Origin of the sequence: Amycolatopsis sp. NPDC059657 (assembly GCF_042734395.1) — a bacterium.
Classification (GTDB): domain Bacteria; phylum Actinomycetota; class Actinomycetes; order Mycobacteriales; family Pseudonocardiaceae; genus Amycolatopsis.
In genome coordinates this window covers 26,973-41,128 of the sequence record NZ_JBHWEB010000085.1, presented here as the reverse complement: position 1 = coordinate 41,128, position 14,156 = coordinate 26,973, and the positions used below count along the sequence as shown (strand labels likewise).

15 protein-coding genes and 1 other RNA gene are annotated in these 14,156 nt (G+C 69.4%); 7 read left to right on the top strand and 9 right to left on the bottom strand.

The window, feature by feature from the left end:
* Positions 1–168: 168 nt before the first annotated feature.
* Genes ACFV15_RS34150 through ACFV15_RS34140 form a run of 3 tightly spaced genes read right to left on the bottom strand, consistent with a single transcriptional unit; the run spans position 169 to position 3,506 of the window.
* Positions 169–1,695: a 3-hydroxyacyl-CoA dehydrogenase gene (locus ACFV15_RS34150; protein ID WP_378355685.1), complete on the bottom strand. Its 1,527-nt coding sequence runs from the start codon at positions 1,693–1,695 to the stop codon at positions 169–171.
* Complete coding sequence (locus tag ACFV15_RS34145; RefSeq protein WP_378355683.1) at positions 1,692–2,306, bottom strand: dihydrofolate reductase family protein; 615 nt, start codon at positions 2,304–2,306, stop codon at positions 1,692–1,694. The genes ACFV15_RS34150 and ACFV15_RS34145 overlap by 4 nt, the downstream gene beginning before the upstream one ends.
* A gap of 60 nt (positions 2,307–2,366) precedes the next feature.
* Positions 2,367–3,506 carry an epoxide hydrolase family protein gene (locus tag ACFV15_RS34140; protein ID WP_378355681.1) on the bottom strand — a complete coding sequence of 380 codons (1,140 nt, stop codon included), beginning with the start codon at positions 3,504–3,506 and terminating at the stop codon, positions 2,367–2,369.
* A 63-nt stretch (positions 3,507–3,569) separates the two neighbouring features.
* Between ACFV15_RS34140 and ACFV15_RS34135 the strand changes: the two genes are divergently transcribed.
* Complete coding sequence (locus ACFV15_RS34135) at positions 3,570–4,526, top strand: helix-turn-helix transcriptional regulator (RefSeq protein ID WP_378355679.1); 957 nt, start codon at positions 3,570–3,572, stop codon at positions 4,524–4,526.
* 9 nt (positions 4,527–4,535) lie between these two features.
* A complete protein-coding gene (locus ACFV15_RS34130; protein ID WP_378355677.1) occupies positions 4,536–5,159 on the top strand; it encodes a TetR/AcrR family transcriptional regulator in 624 nt (207 codons plus the stop codon).
* Here ACFV15_RS34130 and ACFV15_RS34125 read toward each other — a convergent pair.
* Entirely contained in the window at positions 5,143–5,814 is a 672-nt protein-coding gene (locus ACFV15_RS34125; protein WP_378355675.1) for a TetR/AcrR family transcriptional regulator, read from the bottom strand. The two genes, ACFV15_RS34130 and ACFV15_RS34125, sit on opposite strands and share 17 nt — an antisense overlap.
* 129 nt (positions 5,815–5,943) lie before the next feature.
* Between ACFV15_RS34125 and ACFV15_RS34120 the strand changes: the two genes are divergently transcribed.
* On the top strand, positions 5,944–6,387 hold the full coding sequence (locus ACFV15_RS34120; RefSeq protein WP_378355673.1) for a nitroreductase family deazaflavin-dependent oxidoreductase: 444 nt from the start codon (positions 5,944–5,946) through the stop codon (positions 6,385–6,387).
* Here the strand turns inward: ACFV15_RS34120 and ACFV15_RS34115 are convergent.
* From ACFV15_RS34115 to ACFV15_RS34100, 4 genes are all read right to left on the bottom strand, one after another.
* Positions 6,374–6,568, bottom strand: coding sequence for a hypothetical protein (locus ACFV15_RS34115; protein ID WP_378355672.1), 195 nt, complete (start codon positions 6,566–6,568; stop codon positions 6,374–6,376). The two genes, ACFV15_RS34120 and ACFV15_RS34115, sit on opposite strands and share 14 nt — an antisense overlap.
* A 171-nt stretch (positions 6,569–6,739) precedes the next feature.
* The gene (locus ACFV15_RS34110; RefSeq protein ID WP_378355670.1) at positions 6,740–7,387 is read right to left on the bottom strand and encodes a response regulator; all 648 of its coding nucleotides are present in this window, start codon (positions 7,385–7,387) and stop codon (positions 6,740–6,742) included.
* Entirely contained in the window at positions 7,384–8,559 is a 1,176-nt protein-coding gene (locus ACFV15_RS34105; RefSeq protein WP_378355669.1) for a histidine kinase, read from the bottom strand. Before ACFV15_RS34105 ends, ACFV15_RS34110 begins: the two co-directional genes overlap by 4 nt.
* 82 nt (positions 8,560–8,641) lie before the next feature.
* Positions 8,642–9,205, bottom strand: coding sequence for a hypothetical protein (locus ACFV15_RS34100; RefSeq protein ID WP_378355668.1), 564 nt, complete (start codon positions 9,203–9,205; stop codon positions 8,642–8,644).
* Positions 9,206–9,368: 163 nt separating this feature from the next.
* Between ACFV15_RS34100 and ACFV15_RS34095 the strand changes: the two genes are divergently transcribed.
* Together ACFV15_RS34095 and ACFV15_RS34090 are read left to right on the top strand one after the other, a co-directional pair.
* Positions 9,369–10,103, top strand: coding sequence for a response regulator transcription factor (locus ACFV15_RS34095; protein ID WP_378355666.1), 735 nt, complete (start codon positions 9,369–9,371; stop codon positions 10,101–10,103).
* Complete coding sequence (locus ACFV15_RS34090) at positions 10,081–11,568, top strand: sensor histidine kinase (protein WP_378355664.1); 1,488 nt, start codon at positions 10,081–10,083, stop codon at positions 11,566–11,568. Before ACFV15_RS34095 ends, ACFV15_RS34090 begins: the two co-directional genes overlap by 23 nt.
* On the opposite strand, the gene ACFV15_RS34085 is transcribed toward ACFV15_RS34090, so the two are convergent.
* Positions 11,543–12,448 (bottom strand): serine/threonine dehydratase, encoded by a 906-nt coding sequence (locus ACFV15_RS34085; protein ID WP_378355662.1) that lies wholly within the window; start codon positions 12,446–12,448, stop codon positions 11,543–11,545. The two genes, ACFV15_RS34090 and ACFV15_RS34085, sit on opposite strands and share 26 nt — an antisense overlap.
* Before the next feature lie 43 nt (positions 12,449–12,491).
* On the opposite strand from ACFV15_RS34085, the gene ffs reads away from it, so the two are divergent.
* Together ffs and ACFV15_RS34075 are read left to right on the top strand one after the other, a co-directional pair.
* Positions 12,492–12,588: signal recognition particle sRNA small type (gene ffs / locus ACFV15_RS34080), an RNA gene on the top strand.
* Positions 12,589–12,671: 83 nt separating this feature from the next.
* Complete coding sequence (locus ACFV15_RS34075; protein WP_378355660.1) at positions 12,672–14,147, top strand: ALF repeat-containing protein; 1,476 nt, start codon at positions 12,672–12,674, stop codon at positions 14,145–14,147.
* The last annotated feature ends 9 nt before the right edge of the window (positions 14,148–14,156 follow it).

The window sequence follows — 14,156 nt, the reverse complement described above, 5'->3', positions numbered from 1 at the left end:
GCGCCTTTCGTCAGCTCTGAGCTGACGAACGCCACATTGGGGGTTCCAGGGCTGACGAACGCCACATTGGGGGTTCCAGGGCTGACGAACGCCACATTGGGGGTTCCAGGGCTGACGAACGCCACATTGGGGGTTCCACAGCTGACGAACGACGCATTGGGATTTTTTTCAGGGGAGGAGGTCGGCCGGGGTCGTGCCCAGCGAGGTCAGGGGGAGGCCGAGCAGGGCGCGTTCGGCGAGCCAGCGGCTGGGGCGGTAGCGGGGGTCGCCCGAGGCCTGGTGGAGCTCGTGCAGGATGCCGAGCAGTAGCGAGGCGCCGACGTCGGAACCCCAGGTCAGCGGGCCGCGGGGGTAGCCGAGGCCGAGGCGGACCGCGGTGTCGATGTCGTCGGGGGTGGCGAGGCGCTGGTCGGCGATCGAGCAGGCCGTGTTGACGATCGAGGCGAGCAGGCGCTGGGCGATCATCGCGGAGCCGTCGCGGACGATGGTCACCGGGAGGCCGGTCGACGCCAATGCCGCCCATGCCTCGCGGCCGACCGAAGCGTCGAGTCCGGGGTGGACGGTCAGGGTAAGCCGTCCGGTGAAGCCGCCCAAGGGATCCACGCCCAGTGTGCGCGAAGCGTCGGTGCCCGCGGCCAGCGCGGCGTCCAGAGTGGACTGACCGAATGGGGTCAGCAGCACGATCGCCTCGTCCGTCGGGAACTCGTAGTCCTCGACGAACACGCCGGCCGAGCGCAGCAGTGCGGACAGCTCCTCGCTGTCCGTCCACAACTTCGCGCCACCAGGCTTGGGCGCTTCCGGCTCGGGCGCGACCTGCTGCACGCCATCGGAATACACGTAAAAGCCTTCGCCGTTCTTGCGGCCGAAGAGTCCCGCCGCCACCCGAGGCCGGGTCAGCCACGAAGGCCGCAGTCGCGGTTCGCCGTGAAAGCCGCTCCAGATGCTTTCGAGGACGGCGTGTGAGACGTCGAGGCCGGTCAGGTCGAGCAGCTCGAACGGGCCGAGACGAAGGCCGAGCACGTCGCGGGCGATACGGTCCACATCGGACGGTGAGCACAAGCCTTCGCTGAGGATCTGCAACGCTTCCGTGCCAAGTCCGCGCCCGGCGTGATTGACAAGGAACCCTGGCGCGTCGGGGGCCAGCACCGGCTGGTGACCCCACGAGCGCACCAAAGCGGTCAGCGCCGAAGGAATCCAAGACTGTGTCCGAGCGCCAGGGATGACCTCGACCACGCGCATCAGGGGAACCGGGTTGAAGAAATGCAGACCGGCGAGCCGTGTCGGGTCACTCAGTGTCGCCGCGATCTCCGTCACCGACAGCGAGCTGGTGTTGGTCGCGAACACCGTCGTGGCCGGGCAAACGCGTTCGAGTTCCCCGAAAAGCGAGCCCTTGACCGCCAGGTCCTCGCGGACGGCCTCGATGACCAGATCGACGTCGTCCGCGGGAGCGAACGGCCCGTCCACCGGGCGCAGGCGTGACTTGGCCAGCGTGGCTTCGTCGGTGGTCAGCTTGCCCTTCGAGGCGAGTTTGTCGAACATCCCGCCGACGAATTCGACCGCCTTGGTCACTGCCTCTGGCTGTGCGTCCGCCAGTTCCACCGTGCAGCCGGCCGCCGCGGCCAGCTGCGCGATCCCGCGCCCCATCACCCCGGTGCCGATCACCCGGACCGTGCGGGCCTCCCACTGTTCGCTCATGGGGTGGAACGTACCCGGTACCTGAGATGGGTCACGTCGGCCGAGGCGATCACTCGGTCCGGCACCAGCCGCAGGTCTTCGAGGCCGTCGAACAGCCGGGTCCCCTTGCCCAGCGTGATCGGCGCGACGTGCAGCTGGATCTCGTCGACCAGCCCGGAACGCAACGCCTGCCGCACCATGTCCGCGCCGCCGTTGACCTGCACGTCCTTGCCGCCCGCCGCCGCCTTCGCCTGCTCGATCGCGTCTTCGACGGTCCCGGTGACGAAGTGGAACGTCGTGCCGCCCAGGCGCGGCCACGGGTCGCGCGGCGAGTGGGTGAGCACGAAGACCGGCGCGTGGAACGGCGCTTCAGCAGGCCAGTTCGCCTCTCCCTCGTCGAACATCCGGCGGCCCATCACGTTCGCGCCAGCCCGCCCCTTGATCTCGTTGACCACGTCGTTGTCCGGCCCGGTGTCGCCGCCGGGCAGACCCTGCGACGAACGCCAGGTCTCCAGGTTGAACACCCACTCGTGCAACCGGGTGCCGCCGTCGCCGAGCGGGTTGGCCGGGCCCGCGTCGGGGCCGCCGATGTAACCGTCGAGCGAGATGGACAGATCCACGAAAACCGTCATGACCGGCTCCTTCTTGTCAGGTACCCGGAAGTCGGAGCCGGTCATCGGTTCTCTACATCCTCAGCGAAATCGGCGGAAGAATTGCTGGAGATCCTGAATCAGCAGGTCGGGGGCATCCTGGGTGGCCCAGTGGCTGCCCCGCTCGAACTCGCTCCACGAGACGATGTTGCCGTGGTCGCGCTCGGCGAAGCGCCGCAGCGGCCGGAAGTCGTACGCGAAGCTCGCCAGTCCCATCGGCACGGTCGTCTGCCCCGCCGGGTCCCCGGCTTGCTTGTGCTCGTAGTAGAAGCGCGCTGACGAGGCCGCCGTGTTCGTCAGCCAGTAGATCGTCGCGTTGGTCAGCACGTGCTCGTCGGGTGTCGCGCTGAGCAGCTGAGCGCTCCACGCGAGCTGCCCGGCCGGCGAGTCGGCGAGCGCGTGCGCCAGGTTCTGCGGCTTGGTCGCCTGCAGCTGGGCGTACGCGGACATCTCCTCGTTGAACTTCTGCAGGAAGGCCAGCAGTCCCATGTCCTGCTCGCTCAAGCCCTCGAACTCGGCGGGGTCGCCGCTGGGGAACGAGAAGATCTGCGTGACGTGCACGCCGATCACGCGGTCCGGGTGCTGCCTGCCGACCTCGGGGCTCACGATCGACCCGGCGTCGTTGCCGTGCACGCCGAACCGCTCGTAACCCAGGCGGCCCATCAGCTCCGCCCACGCGTCCGCGACGCGGTACGGGCTCCAGCCCTTCTCCTTGGTCGGCCCGGAGAAGCCGAAGCCGGGGATCGACGGGATGACCAGGTGGAACGCCTCCGCCGGGTTTTCGGGGTTGGTCAGCGGCTCGATGAGGTCGAGGTACTCGAGGATCGAGTTCGGCCAGCCGTGCGTGAGCAGCAGCGGGGTGGCGTCCTCGTGCGGCGAGCGGACGTGCAGGAAGTGGATGTTCTGGCCGTCGATCTCGGTGGTGAACTGCGGGTACTCGTTGAGCTTCGCTTCCCACTTGCGCCAGTCGTAGGTGGTCCGCCACTGCTCGACCAGCCGCTGGACGTACCCGAGCGGCACGCCGCGCTCCCAGCCCGGCGGCACCGGACCGGTCTGCTCGGCTGCGGGGTCGGCGGGCAGTTCCTCGGTCCAGCGGGTGCGCTCGAGACGCAGGCGCAGGTCGTCGAGGTCGGCCTGCGGGATCTCGATGCGGAAGGGGCGGATTTCCGTGTTGTTTTCCATGACCAGGACTCTAAGCTGGCATTAGGAACACTTCGTTCCTAATGGAATGGCAGGCTTCGAAAAATGTTGGAGACCTCGGCGCGGCTGCTGCGACTGCTGTCCTTACTGCAGACCCCGCGTGACTGGACGGGCACGGAACTGGCTGAACGCCTCGAAGTGAGCACGCGGACGGTGCGCAATGACATCGAACGGCTGCGCGGCCTCGGCTATCCGGTCGATGCCACGCGCGGCTCGATCGGTGGCTATCGGCTCGGCGCCGGCGCCGAGCTGCCGCCGTTGCTGCTCGACGACGAGGAGGCCGTCGCCGTCGCGATCGGCCTGCGCACGGCGGCAGGCGGCACGATCACCGGCGTCGAGGAGACGTCACTGCGTGCGCTGGCCAAGCTCGAACAGGTGCTGCCGAACCGCTTGCGGCGCAGGGTGAACGCCCTGCAGAAGTTCACCGTCCCGGTGCCGCGTGACGAGCAAGGGCCTCGGGTCGACGCCAACCTGCTGAGCATGCTGGCCGCCGCGTGCCGAGACCATGAACGCCTGCGGTTCGAGTACCGCGCACATGACGGTTCCGCGACGCGGCGTCAGGTCGAGCCCTATCGGCTGGTCAACTGGGGACGCCGCTGGTACCTGGTGGCCTGGGACGTCGCCAAGGCGGATTGGCGGACCTTCCGGGTCGACCGGATCGACCCCAAACCGCCGTTCGGTCCCCGGTTCACGCCGCGCGAGCTGCCGGAGGACGTCACCGACCGCGTGCGGCGCGGGGTGTCCGCGGCGGCCTGGCGATACCGGGCGCGGGTCACCGTGCACGCGGCGGCCGAAGTGGTGACCGAGCGCATCAATCCGGCGGTCGGCACGGTCGAGGCGGTCGACGAGAACACTTGCGTCCTCGAAACCGGCGCCGACAGTCTCGACACGCTCGCCGTGCATCTCGGCATGCTCGGCGTCGGGTTCACCGTGTCCGAGCCGCCGGAGCTGGTCAGCCTGCTGCGCGAGCTGTCCGAGCGGTACCGCGACGCGACGCGTTAGGGTCACGCGGTGCCACCGAAGCGTCTTACCCGTGACGAGAGCCGGGCGCGGACCAGGGAGCGGCTGCTCGAAGCCGCCGCCGAGCTGTTCGCCGAGCGTGGGGTGAACGGCGCTTCGGTCGAGCAGATCGCCGAGCACGCCGGGTTCAGCCGCGGCGCGTTCTACGGGAACTTCGCGGACAAGCACGAGCTGGTCGTCGCGTTGCTGAAGCAGCGGACGCGGCACGAGATCGACGAAGTCGGCGCGCTGCGGGCGTCGTCGGCCGACGAGACGATGGACCGGCTGCGCGAGTGGAACGTCGAGCGGGCGCGGAATCTGGACGGATGGTTCGCACTGCGCACCGAGCTGGCGTTGTACGCGCTGCGCAATCCCGAGGCGCGCCCGATGGTCGGCGAAGGTGAGCGGCTCGCCCGCGAAGCCGTCGAAGACGGGGTACGCCATCAGTTCGCGGTGCTCGGCCTGGAACCGCCGGCCGATCCCGCGTTCATCGCGTTGATCGTCCACTCGCTGCAGGATGGGTTGCTGCTCCAGCGTTTCCTGGCTCCGGAGGGGACGAGCGACGGCGTTGTCGTCGACGCCGTGCAGCTGGTGATGCGGGCGCTGGCCGCGCTTTCGGCTACTTCAGGCCGATGAACTCGGCCATTTGTTCCGTGGTGTGCGCGAAAAAGGCGTCCGTCGGGTCGACGCTGCCGACGTACTGACCGAACAGCTCGAAGTTCAGCATCCCGAACAACTGCGTCCAGGCGATCAGCAGCCTGGTCACCGTGATCGGCTCGACCTCGCTTTCGAGACTCGCCATCAGCCGCTCGGCCTGCTCGCGCAACACCCCCGGCAACGGCACATGAACTTGCGGCGGCTCGATTTCCGCTTCCTTCACGATCCCGGCCAGCACGAGCGCGACCCTGGCCGCGGGCGCGATGGTGTCCTGCGGCGCTTGGTAGCCGGGGATGGGCGAGCCGTAGATCAGCGTGTACTCGTGCGGGTGCGCGAGTGCCCATTCGCGGACCGCGTGCCAGACGGCGGCCCAGCGTCCGCGCAGGTCGGCCTGCGGCTGGTCGGCGTCCTCGGCGGCCGCGCCGATGGCGTTGTACGCGTCGATGATGAGCTCGGTCAGCAGGTGATCCCGGCTGGGGAAGTAACGGTAGAGCGCCGAGGAGACCATCCCGAGTTCTCTCGCGACGGCGCGCAGTGACAGTCCTTGCGCGCCGACCTCGGCGAGCTGACGACGGGCCTCCATCTTGATGTCGCTGGTCATCAGTACTCGAGCGCGGTCACGGGCCGTTGGCATGCCCCGGATTCTGGCAGAACCGAGAGCGGTGCACAAATTAGAGAGCACTGCTCTTGACAGTGCGGCAGGCGCCGGTGTTCACTGTTCACAACAGAGAGCACTGCTCTCGCAAACTTGAAGGAGAAGACGATGACCGCTCGCTACATCGAGCCCAAGTCCGCGACGAACCTGTTCAACCAGGTCGTCGCCAAGCTGACCAAGCTGGGCTTCAGCGTCTGGGGCAGCAGGGTGCTCTCGGTCCGCGGCCGCAAGAGCGGCGAACTGCGCTCGGTCCCGGTCAACCTGCTGGAGCTCGACGGCGAGAAGTACCTGGTCGCGCCGCGTGGGGTGACCCAGTGGGTGCGGAACCTGCGTGCCGCCGGTGAGGGGCGGCTGCGGGTCGGCAAGCGCGTCGAGGAGTTCACCTTCGTCGAGCTGGAAGACGATGAGAAGCCCGCCATCCTGCGGCCGTACCTCAAGCGCTGGAAGTTCGAGGTCGGCGTGTTCTTCGACGGTGTCGACGCGAAGGCGAGCGACGAGAAGCTGCGCGAGATCGCGCCCGGCTACCCGATCTTCCGGATCACCGTCCGCTAGCGCGGCGCGCGGTGCCCGCGATGAGCAGGACCCCGCCGAGCAGCGCGACCAGCCCGATCAGGAACCACAGCTTCGACCCGGTCATGAAGCTGCCGCCGATCACCCCGACCCCTTGCAGCACCCAGACGGCGCCGATCAGCGCGAGCAGGACACCGAGCGCGAGCAGCACCCATCGCTTCATGGTCCTAACCTAGTCCGCGTCTGGTAAGTCTGCTCGCGGTCTTCGCGCCCAGGCGGCCCCTGGCGGCACGGGGGCTTCGCCCGAGTGCAACCCGGTACGAGGGCGAATCCCCCGCGCCGCCAGGAAACACCTGGATCACGAAGCCCATCGAGCAGCCTTACCAGACACGGCCTAGCCGACCAGTCCATGCTTATAGGCGTAAACGACCGCGTGCACCCGATCGCGCAGGCCGAGCTTCGCCAGCACCCTGGACACGTGCGTCTTCACCGTTTCCTCGCCGACATGCAGGCGCTCGGCGATCTCGGCGTTGCTGCACGCGTCGGCGATGAGCAGCAGCACCTCCTTCTCGCGCGAGGTCAGCTTGTCGATGCCGGGCGCGGTGGACGCGGGCTCGATGCTGGTCGCGAAGCTGGCGACCAGCCGCCGCGTCACCGAAGGATCGATCAGCGCGTCGCCTCTGGCCGCCACTCGCATGGCGGAGACCAGCTCTTCCGGCGGCAGGCTCTTCAGCAGGAAGCCGCTCGCGCCCGCCCGCAGCGCGCGGTAGACGTACTCGTCGGCGTCGTACGTGGTGAGCACGAGTACGCGGGTGTCGTTGCCAGGCGCGGAAAGGATGGCCTCGCAGGCCGCCATCCCGTCGAGCTTGGGCATGCGGACGTCGATCACCGCGACATCGGGGCGCAGGCGCGCGGTCTCGGTGACCGCGGCGTACCCGTCGCCGACCTCGCCGACGCATTCGAAGTCGGGCTGCGTTTCGAGCACGGCACGCATCCCGGAGCGGAACATCGCGTGGTCGTCGGCAAGCAGGACTCGGATCAAGACTGCTCCAGAGGGAAGATGACACGGACCTGCCAGCGGTTCTCGCCCGGCAGCGGACCGTAGGTGACCTGGCCGCCGAACAACGCGACCCGCTGGCGGATGCCGGCGAGCCCGCGATGCTGGAACTCGGTCGCGCCGCTGCGTGCCGCCGGCGTGGAATCGTTGGTGATACTCAGGATCACCTCGATCTGGCGGTACTCGATCGCGACGTCGACGGTGCCGCCGTCGCCATGGCGCAGCGCGTTCGTCAACGCCTCCTGGACGATGCGGTAGAGCGCGACGTCGAGCGAACTCGGCAGCTCACGAGGCTCGCCGATCGTGGTGAGCCTGGCCGGGAGGTTGGCCGCGCGGACACCGTCGAGCAGCTCGTCGAGGTTGTCGAGGCCCGGTTGCCGCTGACCGGACTCGGTCTCCTTGCGGTGCAACAGATCCAGCAGCCGACGCAGGTCGACCATGGCCGCGCGGCTGGACGATTCGACGGCCGAGAGCGAGCGCCGCACCGGGGAGTCGTCACCGGGCAGGCCGAGCCTGGCGGCGCCCGCGTGCACGCCGATCGCGCTGACATGGTGGGAGATGACGTCGTGCAGGTCGCGCGCGATGGCCGTGCGTTCCTCCGCGACGGCTCGCCGGACGGCCTCGGCCTCGTCCTGGCGGCGCTGCTCGGCCTTGCGTTCGAGTTCGGCGATGTAGGCGCGGCGCGCGGTCGTGTACCGGCCGACCAGCCAGGGCAGCACGCCGGAGGTCAGGATGCCGATGGAGACCATGCGCCATTCGTGTGACCATCGGCCGGTGCCTGCCAGCGAACCCACCAGCAGGCCACCGCACATCGCGGCGAGCGAGAACCATGCGGGCATGGTCGAAAGCCAAGCGCCCGCGCGATATCCGGCGATCAGGGTGCCCGCGTTGTTGCCGACCGTCTGACCCGAACACGAGCACAGCAGGATCGGCCCGAAGGCGACCAGCAGCGCGTGCCCGAGCGCGACCCAGCCGGACAGCCTGGCCGGGCCCGCGAGCGCGGCGTCGGCCACGATCGACCCGATCAGGATGACCCAGACCTGCCAGCCGCTGGTCAGCGCGGGGCCACGGATCAGGAACTGGCCGACGTCCGCGACCAGGCATACCGCGGCGACCAGCATCGATTGCCGCGCCAGCGCCCCGCTCTTGTCCCGCACGGGGCCCACTCTGCACTAATCCGGGGTGCTTGGTGCGGGCTTTATCCCGGGAGGGGCACCCGGGATAAAGCCCGCTCAGGGCTCAGTAGCCCTGGCGGCGCCCGCCGTTGCCGCCACGCGTCATCTGGCCTGGTGTGCCGATGGTGGTGGCGGTCGCGGTGGCGCCGTCGACCTTGGCCGTGACGGTGACCGTGTCACCGTTCTTCGGCTCGCTGGTCTTCTTGGTGGTGGCGTCGATCGTGTAGGTCTGCTTGTAGTTGTCCTTGCTGGTCAAGGTGATCGAAGTGGCGCTGAGTTCGGAGACGGTGCCGGTCTGCAGCCGCTCGGTGGTGTAGCCGCCGTTGGCGTCGGGGACCACGAAGTTGCCGCGCAGCGCGTCGCGGGGAATCCCGCCGCCGGTGCCGGGGCCACCAGGTCCGAAGATCATCCGCCCGCCGCCAGGCCCGCCCTGGCCTGCCGCGTTGTCGGCGTTCCCGCTGGTGCCGACCGCGATCGCGACCCCGCCGCCCGCGGCGATCACCACCGCGACGCCCACCGCGACCGCGGTCTTGCGGCCCGACCACTTCTTCTGCGCGGCCGGTGCGGGAGGCGGCGTGTCTCCCCAGCCCGCAGGCTCTGGCTGATCGGTCGGTTCGGTGCTCATCATGTCCTCCGCGTCGAGTGCCGAAACTTCTCGTCGCTGCCACGATCGCGACCGGGGCTGTGTTTGAGCTGTGCCTCCCGCAGGCGGTACCTGTGGAGTGAACCCTCACAGCGGACACACAGGAAGCACACAGCAACCGCCCACGCGCGCCCGTGAAGATGGCACCATGACCAGCATGAACGAGCCCAAGAACGACCTGCGCCGCGCGGATGGCTCGCCGGTGCGGGTGCTCGTGGTCGACGACGAGTCGACACTCGCGGAACTGGTGTCCATGGCGTTGCGGATGGAGGGCTGGGAGATCCGCAGCGCGGGCACCGGCACCGAAGCCGTCCGCGTCGCGCGGGAGTTCCGCCCCGACGCCGTCGTGCTCGACGTCATGCTGCCCGACTTCAGCGGCCTCGAGGTGCTGCGCCGCATGCGCGCCGAGTCCGCGAACCTGCCGGTGCTGTTCCTGACCGCGAAGGACGCCGTCGAAGACCGCATCGCCGGGCTCACCGCGGGCGGCGACGACTACGTGACCAAGCCGTTCAGCCTGGAAGAGGTGGCGCTGCGGATGCGTGCGCTGCTGCGCCGCGCGCACGGCGTGTCCGGCAGCCGCGGCTCGATGCTGGTGGTCGGCGACCTCACGCTCGACGAGGACAGCCGCGAGGTGCATCGCGGCGGCGAGCCGGTGCCGCTGACCGCGACCGAGTTCGAGCTGCTGCGTTACCTCATGCGCAACCCCAAGCGAGTGCTGAGCAAGGCACAGATCCTCGACCGCGTGTGGAGCTACGACTTCGGCGGCCAGGCGAATATCGTCGAGCTGTACATTTCCTACCTCCGCAAGAAGATCGACGCCGACAGGGAACCGATGATTCACACCATGCGTGGCGCCGGGTATGTCCTCAAGCCCGCGAGCTAAACGGCCGTGGTCGCTGCGGCGGCGGTTGATCGTCCAGCTGGCCGCACTGCTCGCTTTGGTATGCCTGGTGGTCGGCGTGGTGACGGAATTCGCGCTGCGCGATTTCCTGATCGGGCAACTGGATCAGCGGCTCTCCGCGGCCAGCGACCGGGGTTTCCGAGGCCCGGGACCGGACCGTCGCCCGCCTTCCCCCTGTGATCGTTTGCCGTCGGCGTTGTACGCCGTCGGACAGGGCGTCGATTCGCTGTTCGTCGAGGTTACGCAGAAATGCGGGATCAGGGCCGCGGTACTGCGCTCGCAGGCCGAGGGTTCGCCAGGCGAGCAGTTCCCGCACGACGCGCTGCCGATCGGCGAGGCCACGAAACTGCTGACGTTGCCGCTCGACACCCCGCGAACCATCGACGTCGGCAAGCTCGGCGGCTACCGGGTGGTCGCCAAACGCATGCCGGACGGTGGCCTGCTGGTGACCGGTCTGCCCACAAAGGACGTCTCGGATACGTTGTGGAGCCTCGGTTTCATCTTCGGCGGGGTCGCGCTGGGCGGGCTCGTGCTGGCCGGCGCCGTCGGCGCGGTGACCATCCGCCGGACGATGCAACCGCTCGACCGGCTCGCCGCGACCGCGTCCAGGGTCGCCGAACTGCCGCTCGATCGCGGTGAGGTCGCGCTGTCCGAACGGGTCGACGACGTCGACACCGATCCACGCACCGAGGTCGGCAAGGTCGGCTCCGCGCTGAATCGCATGCTCGGGCATATCGCGAACGCGTTGAAAGCACGGCAGGCCAGCGAAAGCCGGGTCAGGCAGTTCGTCGCGGACGCCAGCCACGAGCTGCGCACCCCGCTTGCCGCGATCCGCGGTTATGCCGAATTGACCAGGCGCAGCAAGGAAAATGTGCCGCCGGACATCGCCTTCGCGATGAGCAGGGTCGAGTCGGAGTCGGCACGGATGACCACGCTGGTCGAGGATCTGCTGCTGCTCGCGCGGCTCGACTCCGGACGGCCCGTTGTGCACGAGCCGGTCGACGTCTCCCGGCTGGTCGCCGACGCCGTCGCGGACGCGCATGTCGCAGGCCCCGAGCACAAATGGCTGCTGGAGGTGCCGGGCGAACCGATCAGCGTGCTCGGCGATTCCGGTCAGCTGCACCAGGTGCTGACCAATTTGCTGGCCAATGCCCGATCGCACACCCCGGCAGGCACGACCGTCACCACCTCACTGTCCACAAAGGATGGATGGGTGCTGCTGAGGGTCGCCGACGACGGACCCGGCATCCCGCCGGAGGTGCTGCCGGACGTGTTCGAACGCTTCGCGCGCGGCGACAACTCGCGCTCGCGCGCGGCGGGCAGCACCGGGCTGGGGCTGTCGATCGTCGCGGCCGTCGTCAGCGCGCACCACGGCGAGGTGAAGGTGTGGAGCCAGCCGGGCCGCACCGAGTTCCAGGTGACTATCCCGGCAGCCAATCCGCGTTAGCGCCGCAGATCACCAGGCAGGGCAGTTCGGCTTCGACCAGCCCGCCGAGCCAAGCCGCGAACGGCACCGCGGCTGCCGGTTCGACGGCCAGCCGGAACTCGTCCCACAGCCGATCGCGCGCGGCGAGGATCTCGTCATCGCCGACCAGCAGCGAACGTACGTCCTTGAGCAGCGAGAACGGCACGGCGCCGATCCGCGTGGCGCCGAGCGCGGACGCGGCGACCGAGTCGATCTCCACGTCCACCGGCTCGCCTGCCCGCAAAGCCGCGTCGAGCGCGCGGCAGTTCTCCGGCTCGACCGCGTACGTGGTCCGCTCGCCGATCGCGAGCGAGATCCCGGCGGCCAGCCCGCCACCGCCGACGGCGACCACCACGGCGTCGACGTCCGGCGCGTCTTCGACGATCTCCAGGCCGACAGTGCCCTGGCCGGCGACCACGGCCGGGTCGTCGTAGGCATGCAGGTAGCGCGCGCCGGGCCCGACGGCCGCGTGCGCGGCCTCGGCGGCTTCGGCGTAGGTCGCGCCGTGGCGGATCAGCTTCGCGCCGGTCGCCTCGATGCGCCTGGCCTTGGCGGCAGGCGCGCTTTCGGGCACGTAGACGGTCGCGGGCAGCCCGAGCAGCGCCGAGGCCGTCGCCACGCCGAGCCCATGATTGCCGCCGGACGCGGTCACCACGTGATCGGGACGGGGGCCGCCGACGAGCGCGTTGGTCGCGCCGCGCAGCTTGAACGAGCCGCCGCGCTGCAAATGCTCCAGCTTCAGCACGAGCGGCCTGCCGTCGACCGCCGCGCGCAGCACCGGCGTGCGACGGGCGTACGGGCGGATCGCCTCGGCGGCTTCGCGGACGTCGGCCGAGGTGGGAGTGCTGATCGTGGTGCTCATGCCTCCACCCTGCACCCTGCCGGGGAGCGATCGCTACACTGGGCCACGGACCCCGCGCGGCGTCCACCCTGTGAACCTCCCCAGGGCCGGAAGGCAGCAAGGATAAGCAGGCTCTGACGGGTGCGCGGGGTCCGCTTTCATGTGTGCTCTCGCTCACATTGCGGTAAGACTTCCAGCACCGCCGAAGATCTTTCCCCTGAGCAATTGAGCTAGGGGGATCTCTGTGAAGGTGAAATTCCTGGGCGCGGCCATGTCCGCAGCCCTGACCATCGGCTTGCTGGCGGCTCCCGCCGCGAGTGCCTCGGTGGTCGAAGGCCGCGCACAGGCCGTCGGACTGCTGAAGTCCGGTGGCCCGGTGCTTTCGGCGGCCGCGGAGAAGGCGCTGCTCGGGTCCGATGAGGACCTCCGTGTGTTCCTGGCCGACGGCCAGCGGACCGCCAAGGCCGAGGACGAACGCGTTCTCGCGGCGCAGGACGAAAAGAACCGCAAGCTGATCGTCCAGGCAGCGGGCCGTGGCGGACCCAGCGTCAAGGACGCCGCGAAGAAGGCGCTCGCCGGTACCGCCGCCGACCGGAAGAAATTCCTGGAGATCGACTACGCCGTCTGCCAGAACATCGACTATGACGTGCTGACCACCCGGCAGCTGTCGGCAGGCCCCGAGGTCCGTGCCGCCGCGCAACGCGCGCTCAATACCAACAGCACCGACGACGTTCGCGACTTCGTGTTCTTCGTCCGCCAGGCCGCAACGGAACGCGACAACGAGTCCGCCGAGGTTCAGCGGCTGACCGACGAGGCGTACGCCGCCGCGGACCAAGGCGACGCCGAAGGGGCGCGCTACGCCGCCGGCGAGGCCGCCGCCGTCGCGAAGAACGCCCGCGACGCCAACGCCCAGCGGCTCGAAGGTCTCCGATTCCAGTGGGGTGCCGAAGCCCGCGCGGCCTGGCAGGCCGAGATCGATCGTGCGAAGCGGGACAAGGCCGAAGCCGACAAGGCGGCCGCGCAGAAGACCGACGCGGCGAAGCTGATCGCCGACGCGGTCGCGGACGCCACGCTGGCGGTGCCCAATGGCCGTCGCGCCGCCGCCACGTTCTTGAAGCTCGGCGGACCGGCCGTCAAGGCAGCCGCTGAGGTCACGCTCTCCGGTGACGAGGCCGACGCGCGCGCGTTCGTCGCCACCGAGCTGGCCGTCGCCACCGAGAAGGACGACCGGGCTGCCGTCGCCGCCATCGCGAACGGTCCCGGGTCCGATCGCCTGCACCAGGCGGCGAAGGACGTGCTCGCCGGTCCGTACGCCGGTGTCGTCGAGTTCCTGCGCACCCGGAACTACCCCGGCCGCGAGACCGACGACCGGATCGCTGTCAACCAGATCATGTCGGCGGGCGGCCGGGTCGTGAAGGAACGCGCACAGAAGGCGCTCGACGGCACACCCGCCGACGTCCGCGCGTTCCTCGAGGTCGGCCAGTTCGCCGCCAAGATCGTCGACGACCGGATCAAGGTCGCGCAGTCGCTCTCCAGCGGCGCCGAGGTCGACGCAGCCGCGCAGGCGGTGCTCGACGGCTCGGATTCGGGACTCGCGCCGTTCCTCGCGTCCGGTCTCGGCAAGGCGAAGCTGCGTGACCAGGACACGGCCGCGCATGTCGCCCGTATCGACGAACTGGTGGCCGGAGCGGCCGCCGCCGCCGAGTCGGTGGAGCAGTAGCCCCCGCAC

What these genes read in the sequence shown, in the direction of transcription:
- ACFV15_RS34125 (WP_378355675.1), bottom strand. Translation starts at nt 5,814, where the DNA reads ATGCCAACGGCCCGTGACCGCGCTCGAGTACTGATGACCAGCGACATC.
- ACFV15_RS34085 (WP_378355662.1), bottom strand. Translation starts at nt 12,448, where the DNA reads ATGAGCACCACGATCAGCACTCCCACCTCGGCCGACGTCCGCGAAGCC.
- ACFV15_RS34140 (WP_378355681.1), bottom strand. Translation starts at nt 3,506, where the DNA reads ATGGAAAACAACACGGAAATCCGCCCCTTCCGCATCGAGATCCCGCAG.
- ACFV15_RS34100 (WP_378355668.1), bottom strand. Translation starts at nt 9,205, where the DNA reads ATGATGAGCACCGAACCGACCGATCAGCCAGAGCCTGCGGGCTGGGGA.
- ACFV15_RS34095 (WP_378355666.1), top strand. Translation starts at nt 9,369, where the DNA reads ATGACCAGCATGAACGAGCCCAAGAACGACCTGCGCCGCGCGGATGGC.
- ACFV15_RS34145 (WP_378355683.1), bottom strand. Translation starts at nt 2,306, where the DNA reads ATGACGGTTTTCGTGGATCTGTCCATCTCGCTCGACGGTTACATCGGC.
- ACFV15_RS34115 (WP_378355672.1), bottom strand. Translation starts at nt 6,568, where the DNA reads ATGAAGCGATGGGTGCTGCTCGCGCTCGGTGTCCTGCTCGCGCTGATC.
- ACFV15_RS34090 (WP_378355664.1), top strand. Translation starts at nt 10,081, where the DNA reads ATGTCCTCAAGCCCGCGAGCTAAACGGCCGTGGTCGCTGCGGCGGCGG.
- ACFV15_RS34135 (WP_378355679.1), top strand. Translation starts at nt 3,570, where the DNA reads ATGTTGGAGACCTCGGCGCGGCTGCTGCGACTGCTGTCCTTACTGCAG.
- ACFV15_RS34150 (WP_378355685.1), bottom strand. Translation starts at nt 1,695, where the DNA reads ATGAGCGAACAGTGGGAGGCCCGCACGGTCCGGGTGATCGGCACCGGG.
- ACFV15_RS34120 (WP_378355673.1), top strand. Translation starts at nt 5,944, where the DNA reads ATGACCGCTCGCTACATCGAGCCCAAGTCCGCGACGAACCTGTTCAAC.